Source organism: Pantoea sp. FN0302 (genome assembly GCF_050113775.1).
Lineage (GTDB): Bacteria > Pseudomonadota > Gammaproteobacteria > Enterobacterales > Enterobacteriaceae > Mixta > Mixta alhagi.
In genome coordinates, this window is the sequence record NZ_JBNJSM010000001.1 from 1,553,696 (window position 1) to 1,570,062 (window position 16,367).

Annotated in this window: 19 protein-coding genes; 8 read left to right on the forward strand and 11 right to left on the reverse strand. The window is 51.9% G+C overall.

The features are described from left to right. Positions 1–16: 16 nt before the first annotated feature. The 6 genes from ycfP to hinT are packed head-to-tail and all read right to left on the reverse strand — an operon-like array spanning position 17 to position 3,860. The gene (ycfP, locus tag ACQE32_RS07245) at positions 17–559 is read right to left on the reverse strand and encodes an alpha/beta hydrolase YcfP (protein WP_426974361.1); all 543 of its coding nucleotides are present in this window, start codon (positions 557–559) and stop codon (positions 17–19) included. A 38-nt stretch (positions 560–597) separates the two neighbouring features. Then, positions 598–1,635, reverse strand: a complete 1,038-nt coding sequence (gene nagZ / locus ACQE32_RS07250; RefSeq protein WP_427021571.1) for a beta-N-acetylhexosaminidase — start codon at positions 1,633–1,635, stop codon at positions 598–600. Positions 1,636–1,692: 57 nt separating this feature from the next. Continuing rightward, positions 1,693–2,523, reverse strand: a complete 831-nt coding sequence (gene thiK / locus ACQE32_RS07255) for a thiamine kinase (protein ID WP_427021572.1) — start codon at positions 2,521–2,523, stop codon at positions 1,693–1,695. After that, complete coding sequence (gene lpoB / locus ACQE32_RS07260; RefSeq protein ID WP_426981196.1) at positions 2,504–3,079, reverse strand: penicillin-binding protein activator LpoB; 576 nt, start codon at positions 3,077–3,079, stop codon at positions 2,504–2,506. Before lpoB ends, thiK begins: the two co-directional genes overlap by 20 nt. Before the next feature lie 41 nt (positions 3,080–3,120). Next, a complete protein-coding gene (locus ACQE32_RS07265; protein WP_426981166.1) occupies positions 3,121–3,489 on the reverse strand; it encodes a YcfL family protein in 369 nt (122 codons plus the stop codon). Positions 3,490–3,509: 20 nt separating this feature from the next. Then, the gene (gene hinT / locus ACQE32_RS07270; protein ID WP_085072095.1) at positions 3,510–3,860 is read right to left on the reverse strand and encodes a purine nucleoside phosphoramidase; all 351 of its coding nucleotides are present in this window, start codon (positions 3,858–3,860) and stop codon (positions 3,510–3,512) included. Between the two features lie 363 nt (positions 3,861–4,223). On the opposite strand from hinT, the gene ACQE32_RS07275 reads away from it, so the two are divergent. The 8 genes from ACQE32_RS07275 to ACQE32_RS07310 all read left to right on the forward strand — a co-directional run bounded on the left by ACQE32_RS07275 (position 4,224) and on the right by ACQE32_RS07310 (position 11,064). After that, positions 4,224–5,816 carry an MFS transporter gene (locus tag ACQE32_RS07275; RefSeq protein WP_427021573.1) on the forward strand — a complete coding sequence of 531 codons (1,593 nt, stop codon included), beginning with the start codon at positions 4,224–4,226 and terminating at the stop codon, positions 5,814–5,816. Positions 5,817–5,826: 10 nt separating this feature from the next. Then, positions 5,827–6,966 (forward strand): glycoside hydrolase family 88/105 protein, encoded by a 1,140-nt coding sequence (locus ACQE32_RS07280; RefSeq protein ID WP_427021754.1) that lies wholly within the window; start codon positions 5,827–5,829, stop codon positions 6,964–6,966. Between the two features lie 219 nt (positions 6,967–7,185). Beyond that, complete coding sequence (locus ACQE32_RS07285) at positions 7,186–8,028, forward strand: DUF3289 family protein (protein WP_427021574.1); 843 nt, start codon at positions 7,186–7,188, stop codon at positions 8,026–8,028. Then, a complete protein-coding gene (locus tag ACQE32_RS07290; RefSeq protein WP_427021755.1) occupies positions 8,028–8,486 on the forward strand; it encodes a DUF943 family protein in 459 nt (152 codons plus the stop codon). The genes ACQE32_RS07285 and ACQE32_RS07290 overlap by 1 nt, the downstream gene beginning before the upstream one ends. A gap of 154 nt (positions 8,487–8,640) precedes the next feature. Further along, on the forward strand, positions 8,641–9,090 hold the full coding sequence (locus tag ACQE32_RS07295) for an Hcp family type VI secretion system effector (protein ID WP_426981162.1): 450 nt from the start codon (positions 8,641–8,643) through the stop codon (positions 9,088–9,090). A gap of 100 nt (positions 9,091–9,190) precedes the next feature. Beyond that, positions 9,191–10,072, forward strand: a complete 882-nt coding sequence (locus tag ACQE32_RS07300) for a YPO3983 family protein (protein WP_426974353.1) — start codon at positions 9,191–9,193, stop codon at positions 10,070–10,072. Next, positions 10,056–10,520, forward strand: a complete 465-nt coding sequence (locus tag ACQE32_RS07305) for a DUF943 family protein (RefSeq protein ID WP_426974352.1) — start codon at positions 10,056–10,058, stop codon at positions 10,518–10,520. Before ACQE32_RS07300 ends, ACQE32_RS07305 begins: the two co-directional genes overlap by 17 nt. A 91-nt stretch (positions 10,521–10,611) precedes the next feature. Then, positions 10,612–11,064: an Hcp family type VI secretion system effector gene (locus ACQE32_RS07310; protein ID WP_250652376.1), complete on the forward strand. Its 453-nt coding sequence runs from the start codon at positions 10,612–10,614 to the stop codon at positions 11,062–11,064. 111 nt (positions 11,065–11,175) lie between these two features. Here ACQE32_RS07310 and ptsG read toward each other — a convergent pair whose 3' ends face one another. The 5 genes from ptsG to mltG form a co-directional block, all read right to left on the reverse strand. Then, positions 11,176–12,609 carry a PTS glucose transporter subunit IIBC gene (gene ptsG, locus ACQE32_RS07315; RefSeq protein WP_426981160.1) on the reverse strand — a complete coding sequence of 478 codons (1,434 nt, stop codon included), beginning with the start codon at positions 12,607–12,609 and terminating at the stop codon, positions 11,176–11,178. A gap of 288 nt (positions 12,610–12,897) precedes the next feature. Beyond that, the gene (locus ACQE32_RS07320; protein WP_427021575.1) at positions 12,898–13,698 is read right to left on the reverse strand and encodes a metal-dependent hydrolase; all 801 of its coding nucleotides are present in this window, start codon (positions 13,696–13,698) and stop codon (positions 12,898–12,900) included. Between the two features lie 14 nt (positions 13,699–13,712). Beyond that, positions 13,713–14,711, reverse strand: coding sequence for a DNA polymerase III subunit delta' (gene holB / locus ACQE32_RS07325; RefSeq protein WP_426981158.1), 999 nt, complete (start codon positions 14,709–14,711; stop codon positions 13,713–13,715). Then, positions 14,711–15,343 carry a dTMP kinase gene (tmk, locus tag ACQE32_RS07330; RefSeq protein ID WP_427021576.1) on the reverse strand — a complete coding sequence of 211 codons (633 nt, stop codon included), beginning with the start codon at positions 15,341–15,343 and terminating at the stop codon, positions 14,711–14,713. The genes holB and tmk overlap by 1 nt, the downstream gene beginning before the upstream one ends. Beyond that, positions 15,333–16,355 carry an endolytic transglycosylase MltG gene (mltG, locus tag ACQE32_RS07335; protein WP_427021577.1) on the reverse strand — a complete coding sequence of 341 codons (1,023 nt, stop codon included), beginning with the start codon at positions 16,353–16,355 and terminating at the stop codon, positions 15,333–15,335. The genes tmk and mltG overlap by 11 nt, the downstream gene beginning before the upstream one ends. Between the last annotated feature and the right edge of the window lie 12 nt (positions 16,356–16,367).

Consider the following 16,367-nt stretch of genomic DNA (forward strand, 5'->3'; position numbering starts at 1 on the left):
TCCCGCTAAACAGGCATTAGCCGAGAGTTTTAAACGCTTTAATACGCTGTAAGTGGGGAGAAAGGCTGGGGAATTTATGCGGCTGCTTTTCATCCCAGACAATTTCATACCAGGGTTGCAGCGCCTCTGCCGTGCGTTGGTTGTCAAGGATACCGTCGTGGCGCGAAAGCAGCGTCAGGCAGCGGTCGCGGTTTTTCTCGCGGAAATTACTTACGCACTTGGTAGCAATATCAAGATACTCTTCCGGCCGATCGATTTTGCCCGCCATGTTTTCCTGCGGCCAAAGATTAGGGTTAACCATCACCTGGCGAATATCACATAAAAAACCAATGCGCTCAGCCCAGAAGGCTCCCAGACCGACGCCGCAAATCAGTGGCCGTTCATCGACATTCAGCATCAGCATCTTATCGGTCTCTTTCAGCAGATGCTGCATATCATGTTTCGGATGGCGTGTGCTGTAGCTCAGCAGCCGCACATCAGGATCGATAAACTGCAGCTGCAAAACTTTTTCATGGTTACCCGGACTAGTGGAATCGAAACCGTGCAGATAAATAATCATGGCTATCCTCACCGTTACTTAGCCTGCCGGGTTTCCTGTTAGTTACCCGACGCCTTGTGCTCCAGCCAGCGCGCCTGTAATGCGCTCAGCTGTTGGCTGGCGCGCTGCCAACGCGCAGAATCAAGCAACTGCTGGCGGTTAAATGTTCCACGATGATACAGGCGGCTAACCTGCTCTGCTTTGATCGGCGGCAGGTTATCCAGCACGCTAACCGCGCCTTTACGATCGTTGCACACCAGAATCATATCGCAGCCAGCATCCAGCGAGGCGCGCGCGCGCTCCGCGTAGCTGCCCATAATCGCCGCTCCCTCCATCGATAAATCGTCAGAGAAGATAATGCCGTTAAAGCCCAGTTCAGTACGCAGTACCTGCTTCAGCCAGTATGAAGAGCCGCTGGCCGGGCGCGGGTCTACCTGCGCGTAGATAACGTGCGCCGGCATAATCGCGTCCAGCGCGTTCTCATCAATCAACTGCTGAAAAATGGCCATGTCGTGCTGGCGGATAGTGGCCTTATCGCGCTCATCGCGCGGCGTCTCTTTATGTGAGTCAGCGGTGACGGCGCCATGACCGGGAAAGTGTTTGCCGGTGGTTTTCATGCCAGCTTCGTGCATACCCGCAATAAAACAGCGCGCCACACGCAACGCAATAGCGGGATCTTCATGGAAAGCGCGGTCACCAATCGCGGCGCTGACATGTCCAATATCCAGTACCGGCGCAAAGCTGATATCGATATCCATTGCCATCATCTCTGCCGCCATTAGCCAGCCCGCCTCCTGTGCCAGCGTGTCCGCCTGCTCCGGGCTGTTCAGCGCGGCAAAGGACTGCATGGCCGGTAGGTTGGTAAAGCCGTCACGAAAGCGCTGCACCCGCCCGCCTTCCTGATCGACCGCGACCACCAGCCGCGCATGAGATGTGGTGCGGATCTGACGCACCAGTTCACTCAGTTGAGCGGGATCGTGATAGTTACGCGCGAATAAAATCAGCCCGCCCACCAGCGGGTGCGCCAGAATTTCACGCTCTTCGGCGTCCAGCTCATAGCTTGCCACGTCCAACATTACCGGACCGGGTATCGACATGATGATTCCTCCTGTAAAAACTGGCGCACATCATAGCCGGAATGCAGAAACAGCGCGCTAAATTTGTCGCCAGGCGGCAATGGCCCGTTGATGCAGCGCCGAATCGCCACTCTGCTCCCAGCGCAGCTGATACCAGCTGGCCATCAACAGATGTAGCCAGGGCTGCCAAAGCCTGACCTGCCGCTTAAGCGCCCTGAGATCCAGACGATTACTGCAGGCATAATCAGCCAGAAGCGTCGCGCGTTGCGCAGCGTTCAGCCCGTTGCCGCTGATGATAGCAGCCAGTTCCAGCGCTATATCGCCATCGGCGGCATACTCCCAGTCAATCAGCCGCAAGCCGTCGGGATGGGCCAGCAGGTTGCCCGGATGGATATCCATATGCAGCAGTCCCAGCCGCAGCGGCAGCGGTTCTCCCTGACGCGCCAGCTGACGTAGTCGTCGCAGCCAGCGCGGATTGCGTTGACGGCACTGCTGCCAATAGTGGTGTAATAATGGCAGCAGCTGTAGCCGATAACCGCTAAGCGGCTGATGATGCAACCGTGTTAACAGCGTAACCAGTTCAGGCTGACGAGCCAGAAATTCCCCTTCCGCCAGCGTCTCGCCCGGCAGCCACTCCAGCAGCAGCCAGCGCCGATCGATCGCCAGCGCATGGGGCGCCAGTCCGCTGGCGGTTAAACCCCGTAGCAGATGCCATTCACGTCGGCGAGAGATAAAAGGGATCGGCTGATGTGGGATTCGGCGCGCCAGCCAGCATTGCTGGCCGCATACCACTTTTCCGGATAGCCCGGTAAGGCCGTTTAGCGGATAAAAATAACCGGCAGACGAAGCTACCGGTTGGAGGCGTTCAATCAGCGCCTGCAGGGCGGTATCAATGCTGGACGCTGCCATTTCCTGACCAGATGATTTCACCGGTTTGCACCAGCATCAGCTGCATCTGCAGTTCAGGCGCTTTTATGTCGCCCCGCGCATTACTGTAAAGCACATACTGCGCGCCAACGTAGCGCGCCAGGCCGATCGCTTTGCTACGTGAATTCAGGCTGTCTTCAGGCGATAGCCCCAGCGTTTGCCTTGCCTGCATCAGCTGCTGCTGGGTAACCAGCGTAAAGGTATTATTGCTTGCCAGGGCATTTTGCAGCGCCGCTGTTGCTTTCGCGGTTTGCAGGCTGCCATTAGTGCTGTTCTTGATCCGATCCACCAGCAATACGCTGCCGGATGTGATGCCCTGGGCCTGTAGCATCTGCGCCACCAGCGGCTGTACGCTGGCATCCCAGTTTATGGTTTTTAGCTTCGGCGGCTGCGGCACCGTTTCGCCCGGCTGCGGACTGGTAATCGGCGGCGGCTGGACCACAACCGGCGGCGTCGATGGCTGCACGGGTTCCACCGGTGCCGGTGGTTGTTGCTGTTGATTATTAATACAGCCCGCCAAAACGAATGCCAGCAGCATGACGCCGGAGAGTTTTAAACGCCTGAACACAGTATTTCCCCTTACAAATAAACATAGAGACGAACTTTACTGGCCATCAGATTGCCCATCTGCGAACTGATTTCAACCCGCTGATTTGCAGGAACTACCAGCGTGCGGGGCGCTTCAAAAGGCTGGATTTCCAGGCCTTTATCATCATACCAGTAGAAACGATAGTACACGGTAACCGGCGTATCTTGCTGATTCTCCAGCGTGCTTACCGCCCGCTGTTGTCCGGCCTGCTCAGAAAGGGTGGGCTTGCTGGGCAAAATTCCCGCCGAGAGCACGGACGATTCCATAATCAGCGATTGTGACGTATCAATCACCGGTTTATCGCTGCTACAGGCAGTTAGCGTCAGTACCAGCGACAAGCTGGTTAGTAAAGCGCGCATGATGGCGTTCCGCACGTTAATTAAAGGCTTAGCATCGGCCCCAGTGGGCAACCACCGACCAGGTGCATATGGATATGATAAACTTCCTGGCCGCCATGACGATTGCAGTTAACAATCAGTCGGTAACCATCCTCAGCAATGCCTTCCTTTTTAGCGATTTTTGCCGCCACGGTGAACATACGTCCCATGGCCTGCTCATGTGCTTCGCTGACATTGTTAGCGGTCGGGATTAAAATATTCGGCACAATCAATACATGGGTTGGCGCTTTGGGAGAAATATCCCGAAAAGCCGTTACCAGTTCATCCTGATAAACAATATCGGCCGGAATTTCACGACGAATAATTTTACTGAAAATAGTTTCTTCAGCCATGATGCATATCCTTAGCAGAGACGTAAGCATGGAGTATGAGCGAGAATTTCGTTTTCTTTCAACCTTCCTGCTGTTTTTCTTTTGTTTCACCTGCCGTAGTGCCACTTTTTTGTACAGACCTGACAGGCGGGCCGATTTTTTGTGCGGCCTTTCGCATTCTCACAGGCTTCTCCTGACAAAAATAAAACACCGTTTTATAAATTAGAGGCAGGGCAGGTTTTCCTTTGTTTTTTTGCCACTCAATGCCTTTTCTTAACCAAAACGCGAAGGTTTGCCCTCTCCCGCCATTCTACCTTCTGGGGTAATCCGTCTGAGCTGTCGGAATCCGTGCGTTTTTTAATGGTTATGACGAGGAGATTAACAATGCCAGTGCGTAAAATTGGTTTACGGCATTACCTGGCTTATGGATCGGGCGACTTCCTGGGTGCCGGCACTACAGCCCTGACAGCAGCGTGGCTGCTCTATTTCTATACCACTTTCTGTGGCCTGACGCCGATTGAAGCAACCTTTATCTTTGCTATGGCGCGCGTGCTGGATGCAGTGGTCAGCCCGCTGATGGGCTTCCTTACCGATAACTTTGGCTCTACCCGACTCGGCAAGCGCTTTGGACGCCGCAAATTCTTTATTCTGCTCGGCATTCCCTGCGTATTCAGCTATAGCCTGATGTGGGTCGGCGATATGAGTTACCTCTACTACCTGCTGACCTATCTGCTGTTTGATATTGTCTACACCATGATTCTGGTGCCTTATGAAACGCTGGTTCCGGAAATGACCGACGATTTCAAAAAGAAAACCAAGTTTTCCGGCGCACGTATCGCACTGGCGCAGCTTTCCGCTATTCTGGCCGCTTTCCTGCCGGGCGTGCTGATCAATCACTTCGGCAAAGATAACGCCGTCTCCTTCTTTTATGCCAGCCTGGTATTTTCGGTGATTTGCGCCATTGTGCTGACGCTGGTGTGGTTTTTCACCTGGGAACGCGCACCAGAAGATTTCTCTGAAGAGTCACGCCGCGCTGAGGCGGAAAAACAGCAGCTGACGCTGGCACAAAGCCTGAAGCTTCTGTATGTCGAACTGGCCTCTACCCTTCGCATCCGTATTTTCCGCCAGCATCTGGGCATGTACCTCGGCGGCTATATTGCACAGGATGTGTTTAATGCAGTCTTTACCTGGTATGTGGTTTTCGTGCTGATGCAGAGCGCGCAGATCGCTTCCAACCTGATGGGAACGATGGCCATTCTGCAATTTATCGCTGTGATGGGCATGATCCCGCTCTGTATTCGCCTTGGACCCGCCCCTTCCTATCGTCTGGTTGTGACGCTGTTTGGTCTGAGCGCCCTCTCTTATGCGGGGCTCTGGTATACCGGCATGAACGATAACATGACGCTGCTGGTGCTGATCTCTGCGCTGGCGGGCCTGGGTCGCGGTGGCATCAACTATGTGCCGTGGAATATCTACACCTACATCGCGGATGTTGACGAGGTGATCACCGGCCAGCGTCGCGAAGGGATTTTCGCCGGCATCATGACGTTAACACGTAAGGCTTCGCAGGCTGGCGCGGTGATGCTGGTGGGGATTGTCTTACAGCTTTCCGGCTTCGTTTCCGGTCAGGCTAATCAGAGCGATAACGTTCAGCACACCATTCTGTTGATTCTGAGCGTGGGTACGCTGTGCGTACTGGCGATCGGCTTCTTTATCTCTCTGCGCTTTCGCCTGAATCTGCAGACACATTCAGTACTGCGAGAAGAGACCCAAAAAATGCGCCAGGCAGGACGTCCGGTGCCAGAGAGCCTGACGCCTGCAGCGCGTGCGACGGTGGAAACGCTGGCCGGAATGCCTTATGAAAACCTTTGGGGCAACAACAACATAGGCTTTCTTAATCGCCATAAATCCCCGGCACCGCCGCTACGGCCTGCTCAGGCTGTGGGCGTGGTGCAACCACATACGTTAAAACGATAGGATCTGAATGATGACGGTATTTCCTGTAAAGCATAGCGCTCTGCTGCGTCAGCCTGAATTTCTGGTGCCGCGTCCCGAACTGGTAACGCTGATTGAAAAGCTAACCGACAACCTGGTGGCAATCACTGATCAGAGCGGCGAGTTTCTGTTGCGTCTGGACGATGGCCGGGTGATCGATACCAAAGGCTGGGCCGGCTGGGAATGGACACACGGCATCGGGCTGTATGGTATGTATCACTACTATCAGCAAACGGGCGACACAAAAACGCTGGCGATTATTGATGACTGGTTCCGTGAGCGGCTGGCAGAAGGCACGCCAACCAAAAACGTCAATACCGTTTGCCCGCTGTTAACCCTCGCTTATCGCTATGAAGAGACGCGCAATCCTGCGCTGCTGCCGGTGCTGGAGCGTTGGGCTGAATGGGTGATGTATGAAATGCCGCGTACGGAACAGGGCGGCCTGCAGCATATTGTTTATAACAATGAGAATCATCAGCAGCTGTGGGACGATACGCTGATGATGAGTGTGTTGCCGCTGGCGAAGATCGGCAAGCTGCTCAACCGCCCGGAATATGTTGAGGAAGCAAGCTATCAATTTTTATTGCATGTGCAATATCTGATGGATCGCGAAACTGGCCTGTGGTTCCACGGCTGGACCTTTGAAGGCCGCCACAATTTTGCCAAAGCGCGCTGGGCGCGTGGTAATAGCTGGCTCACCATCGTCATCCCGGAGTTTATTGAACTGATGGCATGGCCGGAACAGCACGCCACGCGCCGTTTCCTGCAGCAGGTACTGGAAAGCCAGGCGGCGGCGCTGCGCCAGTGGCAGCATGAAAGCGGCCTGTGGCATACCCTGCTGGACGATCGTGACAGCTATCTGGAAGCGTCCGCCACTGCTGGCTTCGCCTACGGCATATTAAAGGCAGTGCGTAAGCGTTATCTGTCGCGTGACTATCTGCCAATGGCGGAACAGGCGGTAAAAGGCGTGATGCAGCATATCAACAGCGATGGCGAGCTGACGCAGGTCTCTTTCGGCACCGCAATGGGCAGCGATCTCGATTATTACCGCCAGATACCGTTGACCTCTATGCCCTATGGTCAGGCGATGGCCCTGCTCTGCCTGACAGAATATCTGCGCGTTTATCTTTAAATTCCTGATTAACCAGCGGCCCCGTACGGGGTCGCTCTTCGCTACTTTTCCCTTTCCCGCCTAACGCTGCCGCATTCACAGCCAGCGCAGCCTGCCCTGCTCTCGCCTGAAAAAACCAACGTTACGCTTATCAGTAACGCTGTTCATTATTTACACAGCTTCTGTTGAGGCATATTATCATTTTGTGACTCAGGAGCGTGACACAAGGAAGGTATCACTATGTCTGCATTACCGTTTCCCTGCCGAATATTTGAAACACAAAAAAGAATGGACGACTATAGCGCCGAAGATATGCGCTACGGCGATCTTACCGAATCGCAGTTAAAAAATGATTTTCACCTGCATGATGTTTCCACCCGCATTGATCCGTACACCCTGACGGAAATTACCCCGCTCAGGCAGCCGCATTCACGATTTTATGGCTCCCGGGGCGCAGGCGAAAAACATTCCGTTGCCGAGTGCGCCGCTATTCTTTTTGATGAAATGCGCCATCTGTCGCAGGCTTTTGCCATTTATGGCCCTTACAAATATCTTATCGAAGAGATGATTACCCATATGCAGCAGGGTGAAGGTGCGCCGTTCAGCAGTCACTATCTGGATAGTGCGCTGAGGATGCATATAATTAATGACGAGTCTTCAGAAAACAGTACACGTCTGCGATTGCAAAAAGCATTTAGCGAATATATAACACTGAATAAGGGCTATTACCCCGCAGAAAAAGCAGAAGATTTAAAAAATGCCATTCTAATGAGTAAACTACCAAAATTCGATCGGTTTCAGGACAATATTAACGGTATGGGTATAACCATACATGATACCTGGGCCACACATATCACTGTTGAATCTATTCATGTTAATGGTGGCTATTACCAGGCTGCGGTGAATTATAAAATACAGGACCATTTTGGTCTTGATGCTCACGATATCTTAAAAACGAAGTTTAACCTGCTTCGCTTTTTCCGCATCTGGTTTGTGCTGCAGCGATATCATCGCTTTGGTTTCAAACCTTTTATAACCCATCTTAACGCTACAATTGAAATCAACGGAGAGGTAAAAAAGTGATAAAAAACAAAAAAATCATTTGGCCAATATTAGCTATTACAGCAGTAATTTTGAGTTATATACTCTGGCTTAACCTACGCCCGGTAAATATTATTGCGGTTCATCATGACGGAAGTTTTAACTCTGTGCTGGTAGACAATTTCCCTGTCACCGCGCGGGGAAAGATAAGCTGGTGGCTGGAAAACAGAGATATTCTTAAGCAGCGTTACGGCATTCCAAAAATATCCTCTTACGGCAGCTATAGCATCGTTTTTTGGTACTTCGGCGACGGCTATATGGAAGAAGGGAAGTATGACAGGCTCTGCTTCAGAGAGATGAAAACAGAAAAAAACTGTATAGAAAAGGATAAAGCATTCACGGTTAGCGATGGCGGCAATAGCGGCCTCTATTTCCTGGCAAACGAAGGTTATTACCAGTTAACCGATAGCGGAAAGATAGTAAAGCGACCTTCCCATTAAATGAAATTTATTACTCTCTTTTTTTCCAGTAAAGCGCAAAAGTTCGCACTTGCAGAAAGTATCAGACCCCGTGTAACAAGAGCCGCCGCTAACAAAGGCGAGATACCTCATGGAGCCCAGGAGCGTGAACCGGGCATAACAGCAAAGGAAATGTATGGAAAGCATATTTTTAAAAATAGACGGTATTAGCGGTGAGGCAAAGGATGCCGCTCATCAGGGCTGGATTGATGTAAAGAGCTATTCCTGGGGAGTAAGAAGAAACGAAGGCAGAGGGCCAGGAAAAGCCTGCTATCGTAATCTGGCAGCCCACTGTTATATCGATAAAGCTACCTCAGGCGCACTATTATTTGCCTCAAACGGCAACCTGATTAAAAAGGTACAGCTTTCGCTCTGTAAAGCGGGTGACGGAATGATCGAATCGTGCCGGGTAACCCTGGAAAATGTTATTATCTCTGAGGTTAATTTCGAAAACATTAATCGGGTCATGTATGAATTTCAGGCAGACAAGGTGAAGTTCCAGTACTGGGAGCAGACCGCTGCTGGAATTAAAGGTGCGGAAAGCCGCATGGGCTGGGATATTAAAAACTCCTCATCTTGTTTCTGATGGTGAATGGTGGCTCAGCCATTAATCACAGCCATAAAAAAACGAGCCGAAGCCGCTTTTATCCGGTTTTCGCGGTGGGTTGGTATTGACAAAGTGACATATGGAAAAAAGATCATACAAGGAGTTGCCAGTGACTGCTTTACGCTTTCCCTGCCGGATATTTGAAACACAAAAAAGAATGGACGACTATAGCGCCGAAGATATGCGCTACGGCGATCTTACCGAATCGCAGTTAAAAAATGATTTTCACCTGCATGATGTTTCCACCCGCATTGATCCATATACCCTGACGGAAATTACCCCGCTCAGGCAGCCGCATTCGCGATTTTATGGCTCCCGGGGCGCAGGCGCAAAACATTCCGTTGCCGAGTGCGCCGCTATTCTTTTTGATGAAATGCGCCATCTGTCGCAGGCTTTTGCCATTTATGGCCCTTACAAATATCTTATCGAAGAGATGATTACCCATATGCAGCAGGGTGAAGGTGCGCCGTTCAGCAGTTTGTCACTGGATAGCGCACTGAAATTGCAGATTATTAATGATTTTTCAGAGGAAAACAGCACGCGCATGCTATTACAAAATATTCTTAACCGAAACATAGACTGGGATAAAGGTTTTTTCCCAACGTCAAACAGAGAGAAGTTAAAAGAAGCCATACTTTCCGGTAAGCTGCCTAAGTTTGACAGAATTCAGGATACTATTAACGGTCTGGGAATTACCGTACATGACACCTGGGCGACCTACATCACTATTAAATCCCTTTATATCCACAGTAACCACTATCGTGCTCAAGTTAATTATAAAGTACAGGATCATTTTGGTCTGGACGCCAACGATATTTTAAATGATAAATTTAATCTTTTCCGATTCTTTCGCATCTGGTTTGTACTGCAGCGATACAACCGCTTCGGCTTTCGACCTTTTATAACCGAGATGGACGCTACAATAAATATCAATGGGATACGTAATGAAAGTGTCAGGTAAAAAGGTGCAATGGGCAATATACATCATCATTACATTATTATGTTTTTTTCTCTGGCGCACTCTTCGTCCAGTGAAAATCATAGCAGTTCATAACAGAAGCAGCGGATTTAGCGACGTACTGGTTGATCATTTCCCTTTGACCGTAAGCGGGAAAATAGCCTGGTGGCAGGAAAACAAAGAGATGCTCAAAAGCCGCTACGGCATACCAGCCCCCGCATTCACCGAAAATTTCAGCATCACCTTCTGGTTATTCGGCGATGGTTACATGGAACCCGATGAAGATGAAAGGCTGTGCTTTACCGACATGAAACCCCAAAAAAAATGCATCGAAAAGAATAAGACTTTTACCGTTGACTACAGTAAAAATACCGGGCTTTTCTTTACAACCTATGCGGGTTATCACCGCATAAATGACAAAGGCGAAATTGTAAAAATGAATTTTAATTAAAAATCATTGCAACTGCCTGTCCCATACAAAGCCTTTGTATGGAAGACACATTCACAGACGCAACGTAGCACTCAGGAAAATAAGGAATCATATGGAAAGCGTATTTCTTAAAATAGCAGGCTTAACCGGTGAATCGCAGGATGCCGCTCATCAGGGCTGGATCGATGTAAAAAGTTACTCCTGGGGCGTTCACAGAAACGGCAACGTCGCCGGGCCAGCTGCATCGCGCTATAAAAATCTGACGGTTCACTGCCCTATAGATAAAGCGACCGCAGCGGTGCTGCTGTTTGCGTCTAATGGCAACCGCATAAAGGCAATCCAGCTTTCGTTCTGTAAAGCGGGCAACGGCATGATTGAGTCCTGCCGGCTGACGCTGGAAAACGTGATTGTCATCGATGCGAATTTAGATCATATCTCTGAGGCCGCGTATGCGTTTCAGGCAGACAAGGTGAAGTTCCAGTACTGGGAGCAGACCGCTGCTGGAATTAAAGGTGCGGAAAGCCGCATGGGCTGGGATATTAAAAATTCTTCATCCTGTTTCTGATAGCGGGCGGATATGCAGCAGCTTCGATCTGACAGGCCGCGATAAAGCCCGCCATAGTCCTTAAACGTAAAAAGGCGAGCCGAAGCTCGCCTTTGCTGTGCGCATCAGTGATTAACTGTTGCGAATATAGTCATCCATCTCGGTTTTCAGGTTATCCGACTTAGTGCCGAAGATAGCCTGTACGCCAGAACCTGCCACTACCACACCGGCAGCGCCCAGTTTTTTCAGGCCAGCCTGGTCCACTTTGGATACGTCGGCCACGCTCACGCGCAGACGGGTAATACAGGCATCCAGGTTCGTGATGTTCTCTTTACCACCGAACGCGGTAACCAGGTTTGCCGCCATTTCGTTGGCTGTACCGGTTGACTGCTCAGTCGTGGTTTCTTCACGGCCCGGCGTTTTCAGGTTCAACCTGGCGATCAGCACGCGGAAAATGGTGTAGTAAACCAGACCGTAGATGATACCCACAATCGGGAACAGCCAGATTTTGCTGCTGTTGCCGCTCAGCACGATAAAGTCGATCAGACCGTGCGAGAAGCTGGTGCCGTCACGCATGCCAAGCAGGATACAGATCGGGAAGGCCAGGCCTGCCAGAATAGCGTGGATTGCATAGAGAATCGGTGCCACGAACATGAACGAGAACTCGATCGGCTCGGTGATACCGGTCAGGAACGAGGTCAGCGCTGCGGAGATCATGATACCGCCCACTTTCGCACGGTTCTCTGGTTTTGCAGAGTGCCAGATAGCGATAGCGGCTGCCGGCAGACCATACATTTTGAACAGGAAGCCGCCAGAAAGTTTGCCCGCAGTCGGGTCGCCTGCCATATAGCGAGGAATATCACCATGGAAGACCTGTCCTGCGGCGTTGGTGAATTCACCAATCTGCATCTGGAAAGGAACGTTCCAGATATGATGCAGGCCAAACGGCACCAGAGAACGCTCAATCAAACCGTACAGACCAAAGGCCACAACCGGGTTCTGATAGGCCGCCCACTGGGAGAATTCCTGAATCGCGCTGCCAATTGGCGGCCAGATAAAGGAAAGGATAACGCCCAGGATAATCGCCGCCATACCAGAAATAATCGGTACGAAACGTTTACCGGCAAAGAAGCCCAGATATTCAGGCAGTTTGATGCGGTAGAAGCGGTTAAACATGTAGGCGGCGATAGAACCGGCAATGATGCCGCCCAGTACCCCGGTATCCGCCAGGTGTTTAGCGGCAATTTCTTCTGCCGGTAAATGCAGCACCAGCGGTGCGACAACCGCCATGGTTTTCACCATGATGCCGTAAGCAACCACAGCCGCCAGCGCCGAAACGCCGTCGTTATTGGTAAAGCCTAATGCCACACCAATAGCAAAGATCAACGGCATGTTAGCGAACACCGAGCCGCCCGCTTCCGCCATCACATGTGAAACTACGGCAGGCAACCAGGAAAAGTTTGCCGAACCGACACCCAATAAAATACCGGCGATCGGCAGAACCGACACCGGTAGCATGAGCGATTTACCGACCTTTTGCAGGTTTGCAAATGCGTTCTTAAACATATTGTGGAACTCCTGAGTATGAGTGCTTTTAATCGCGTGGTACGCGTGGCAAAAGAGGGAGGATCTTCTGCCTTTGGAGCTTGTTAAGGCTCTCTGGATTTATTACGAAGAGTAAAATAAATCTGTTCAGTTTTGTTTGATACCTGTCACGTTTCGCCCATCAGGCGGCTAACATTTAGGATATTTTTTATTGTTTTGCCAACTTTTGTACAGGAAAAATCGTCTGTGCAGCGTTTTTGGCGCTGCACTTTACGATCTTAACGGATTAATTACGAGCTCTAAAAAAAGTCATGCAGGCGTATCGGTCAACCGTGAAAGCGGAACATGAAACAGGTCAGAAAAGTTTTGCGTAGTGGCCTGAGCCAGCGTTTCTAAATCAACCCCTTTAAGCACGGCCATATACTCCGCTACATCGCGGGTAAAGGCAGGCTGGTTCTCTTTTCCGCGATGCGGCACGGGCGCAAGATAGGGTGAATCGGTCTCCACCAGCAAGCGATCCAGCGGAACATAGCGTGCAGCTTCGCGTAACGCTTCTGCATTGCGAAAGGTAACGATGCCGGAAAACGAGATGTAAAAGCCCATATCCAGTAGCTTAGCTGCGGTTTCACGATCCTCGGTAAAGCAGTGCAGTACGCCACTACACTCCTCTGCCCCTTCTTCCCGCAGAATCGCCAGCGTATCTTCCCGCGCATCGCGTGTATGTACGATAACGGGTTTGTTCAGTTGGCGGCCCACGCGAATATGCTCACGGAAAGAAGCCTGCTGACGCGCCCTGGTTTCCGGCTGATAGTGGTAATCCAGCCCGGTTTCGCCCATGGCAATAACGCGAGGATCGTCAGCCAGCTGCGCCAGCTCAGCGAAATCCCATTCCTCTTGCTGATTCAAAGGATGTACGCCGCAGGACCAGGCAACATTCGGGCGGTCACCCAGCAGTTGCGCCATGGCTTTGAACCCTGGCAACGTGGTAGCAACCGCCAGCATAAATTTGACATCGCGCGCGGCAGCTTTCACCAGCACATCATCCACGTCTTTATGCAATGTCTCATAATTCAGACCATCAAGATGGCAGTGTGAATCAACTAAAAACATAACAACTCTCTTGATTAATCAGCCAGCGATGTCGCCGCTGGTCTGAGTAAGGTTTCCCAGTTTAATAACTGTTCGGTTAGCAATAATTCCCGGTTGACCGCAACAATATGCATCAGGCGTTCCCGACACAGCAGCCATTGACGCAGGCTTTTATCCAGCGCGGCGGCCGGTAGACGCTGTGCCAGCTGAGTAATCAGCGCGGGTTGATCGACATTGGCGATAAACTGGTCGCCGCTGTGTTGCCATTTCAGCGCATCTGTCAGCAGTGAAGCCAGCCAGCTAATTCTTTCGGCGACATTATCATGATTGAGCTGCGGCAACAGCGTAAGCACATCGCCTGTCAGAGCGCTGGCCAGCGTAGCGCACAGCGTCTGACGCTGTTCCCAGCTTTGCTTATCAAGCAGCGCCAGCGCGGCAGCAGGTGCGCCGCTGCTGAGGCGGAGCGCAGTTAGCATAGCTTCATGAGAACCCGCATTTTGCTTTTGTAACCACGCAAGGCTGTGCGCCTCGTCAGGCGGTGCCAGATGCAGCTTCAGACAACGGCTGCGTAGCGTAGGCAACAGCCTTGACGGCTCTGCACTGCTCAAAAAAAACCAGCTGTTCTGCGGCGGCTCTTCCAGCGTTTTCAACAGGGCGTTAGCGGCTGCCTCAGTGAGCTGTCCGGCATCGGGTAGCCACACTACTTTTGCGCCGCCCTGCTGAGCATGGTGATACAGCGTCTCGTTCACATCGCGTACTGCATCAATCCCCAACGCGCTTTTCCCTTTTTCCGCCGTCAGTGGATGCCAGTCAGGATGGGTACCCGCCATCATTAACTGGCAACCGTGACAGTGACCGCAGCTTTTTTGTCCATCGCGTCGTTGGCATAACAGCCAGCGGCTTACTGCCCAGATTAGCGCAGCGTCGCCCATACCCGGCAATGCCTGTACCAGCACAGCATGGTGCGCCCGCCCAGCCTGATGCTGAGCTATAAGCTGACGATAAACAGGATTAAGCCACGGATACCAGTTCATTATTTTTGCTCCGCCAGCCAGGCTTGCAGAACAGCTTTAAGTGACGTTGTCACTTGTTCCAGCGACTGGCTGGCATCAATGGTTTTAATGGAATCATCGCAGGCTGCCAGGGCCTGATAACGCTCACGGGTGCGCATAAAGAAATTCAGCGACTCCTGTTCAATACGATCGAGTTCGCCGCGTGCGCGTGCACGCTGTAAACCGATTTCCGGCGTAACATCCAGGTAGAGCGTTAAGTGAGGACGAAAGTCGCCCAGCACCGCATCGCGCAGCGTCTGCATCAACTGTTGGTCGATACCGCGTCCGCCGCCCTGATACGCCTGTGAAGAGAGATCGTGGCGATCGCCCACCACCCATGCACCACGCGCCAGCGCTGGTTTGATTACCGTCTCCACCAGCTGTACACGGGCGGCATACAGCATCAGCAGTTCGGCTTTATCGGTTATCTTTTCTCCTTCCAGCCCCTGCTTAATAAGATCGCGCAGCTGCTCTGCCAGCGGGGTACCGCCCGGCTCACGGGTAAAGACGATATCGGTAATGCCCTGCTCGTGCAGCTGTTCAACAATGCAGTCGCGTGCGGTGGTTTTCCCGGCACCCTCCAGCCCTTCAATCACAATAAACTTAGCGTTCATTTTTTTCCTTCATGGTCGTGCGCCATGCCTGCACGGCCCGATTATGGCTGGCCAGGTTGGTGGTAAAGGTATGCCCGCCCTTACCGTCGGCGACAAAATAGAGATAATTGCTTTTTACCGGATGGGCAGCGGCTTCAAGCGAGGCTTTACCCGGCAAGGCGATGGGTCCCGGCGGCAGGCCGTTGATGGTATAGGTGTTATAAGCCGTCGGCGCCTCCAGATCTTTACGCGTCAGGGTGCCATTATACTTCTCGCCCATCCCGTAAATCACCGTGGGATCGGTTTGCAAACGCATACCCACCCGCAGGCGGTTAATAAATACCGAGGCGACCTTTGTTCGTTCATTGCTGACCGCCGTCTCTTTTTCAATGATAGAGGCCATGGTCACTAACTCATTGGGCGTTTTATAAGGCAAATCAGGCATACGGTTCTGCCAGATTTTCGCCACTTCCTCTTTCATGCGCTGATGCGCGCGTTTCAGTAACGCGACGTCGCTGGTATTGGCGGTATAGAGCCAGGTATCCGGCCAGAGCCAGCCCTCCAGGTTTTCACCCTCTTTCAGCCCCAGCGCCGCTGCGACCGTTTCTGGCCGGTCATCTTTCAACGTATGTTTGATCCAGGGCGAGCTACGTAACGCCTGCAGAACATCCTGCAGACGTGTGCCTTCGGTAAAGCGTACCGGGAACTGCGCCTCTTTGCCGCTGGCCAACAGCGCCAGCAGCTGACGCACATTCATGCCAGCGTCCAGGCGATAGGTGCCCGCCTTGAATTTTGCCAGTTCCGGCTCCAGCTTCAGCAGCACACCAAACCACGGTGACGGCGTAATGATATGCTGGCTTTCCAGCTGCGCTTCAAGAGCAAGGCGGCCCGTACCGGCCGGCAGCTTGAATATTTTTTCCTGGCTAATGGTTAATGGCGACGCAGCAAACTGACGCACCTGCCAGTAACAAACAGCAGCAGCGGCAGCTAACAGCAGCGCCACAGCAGCCAAAATTTTTATTTCTCGGGTCATGATTAATCCAAT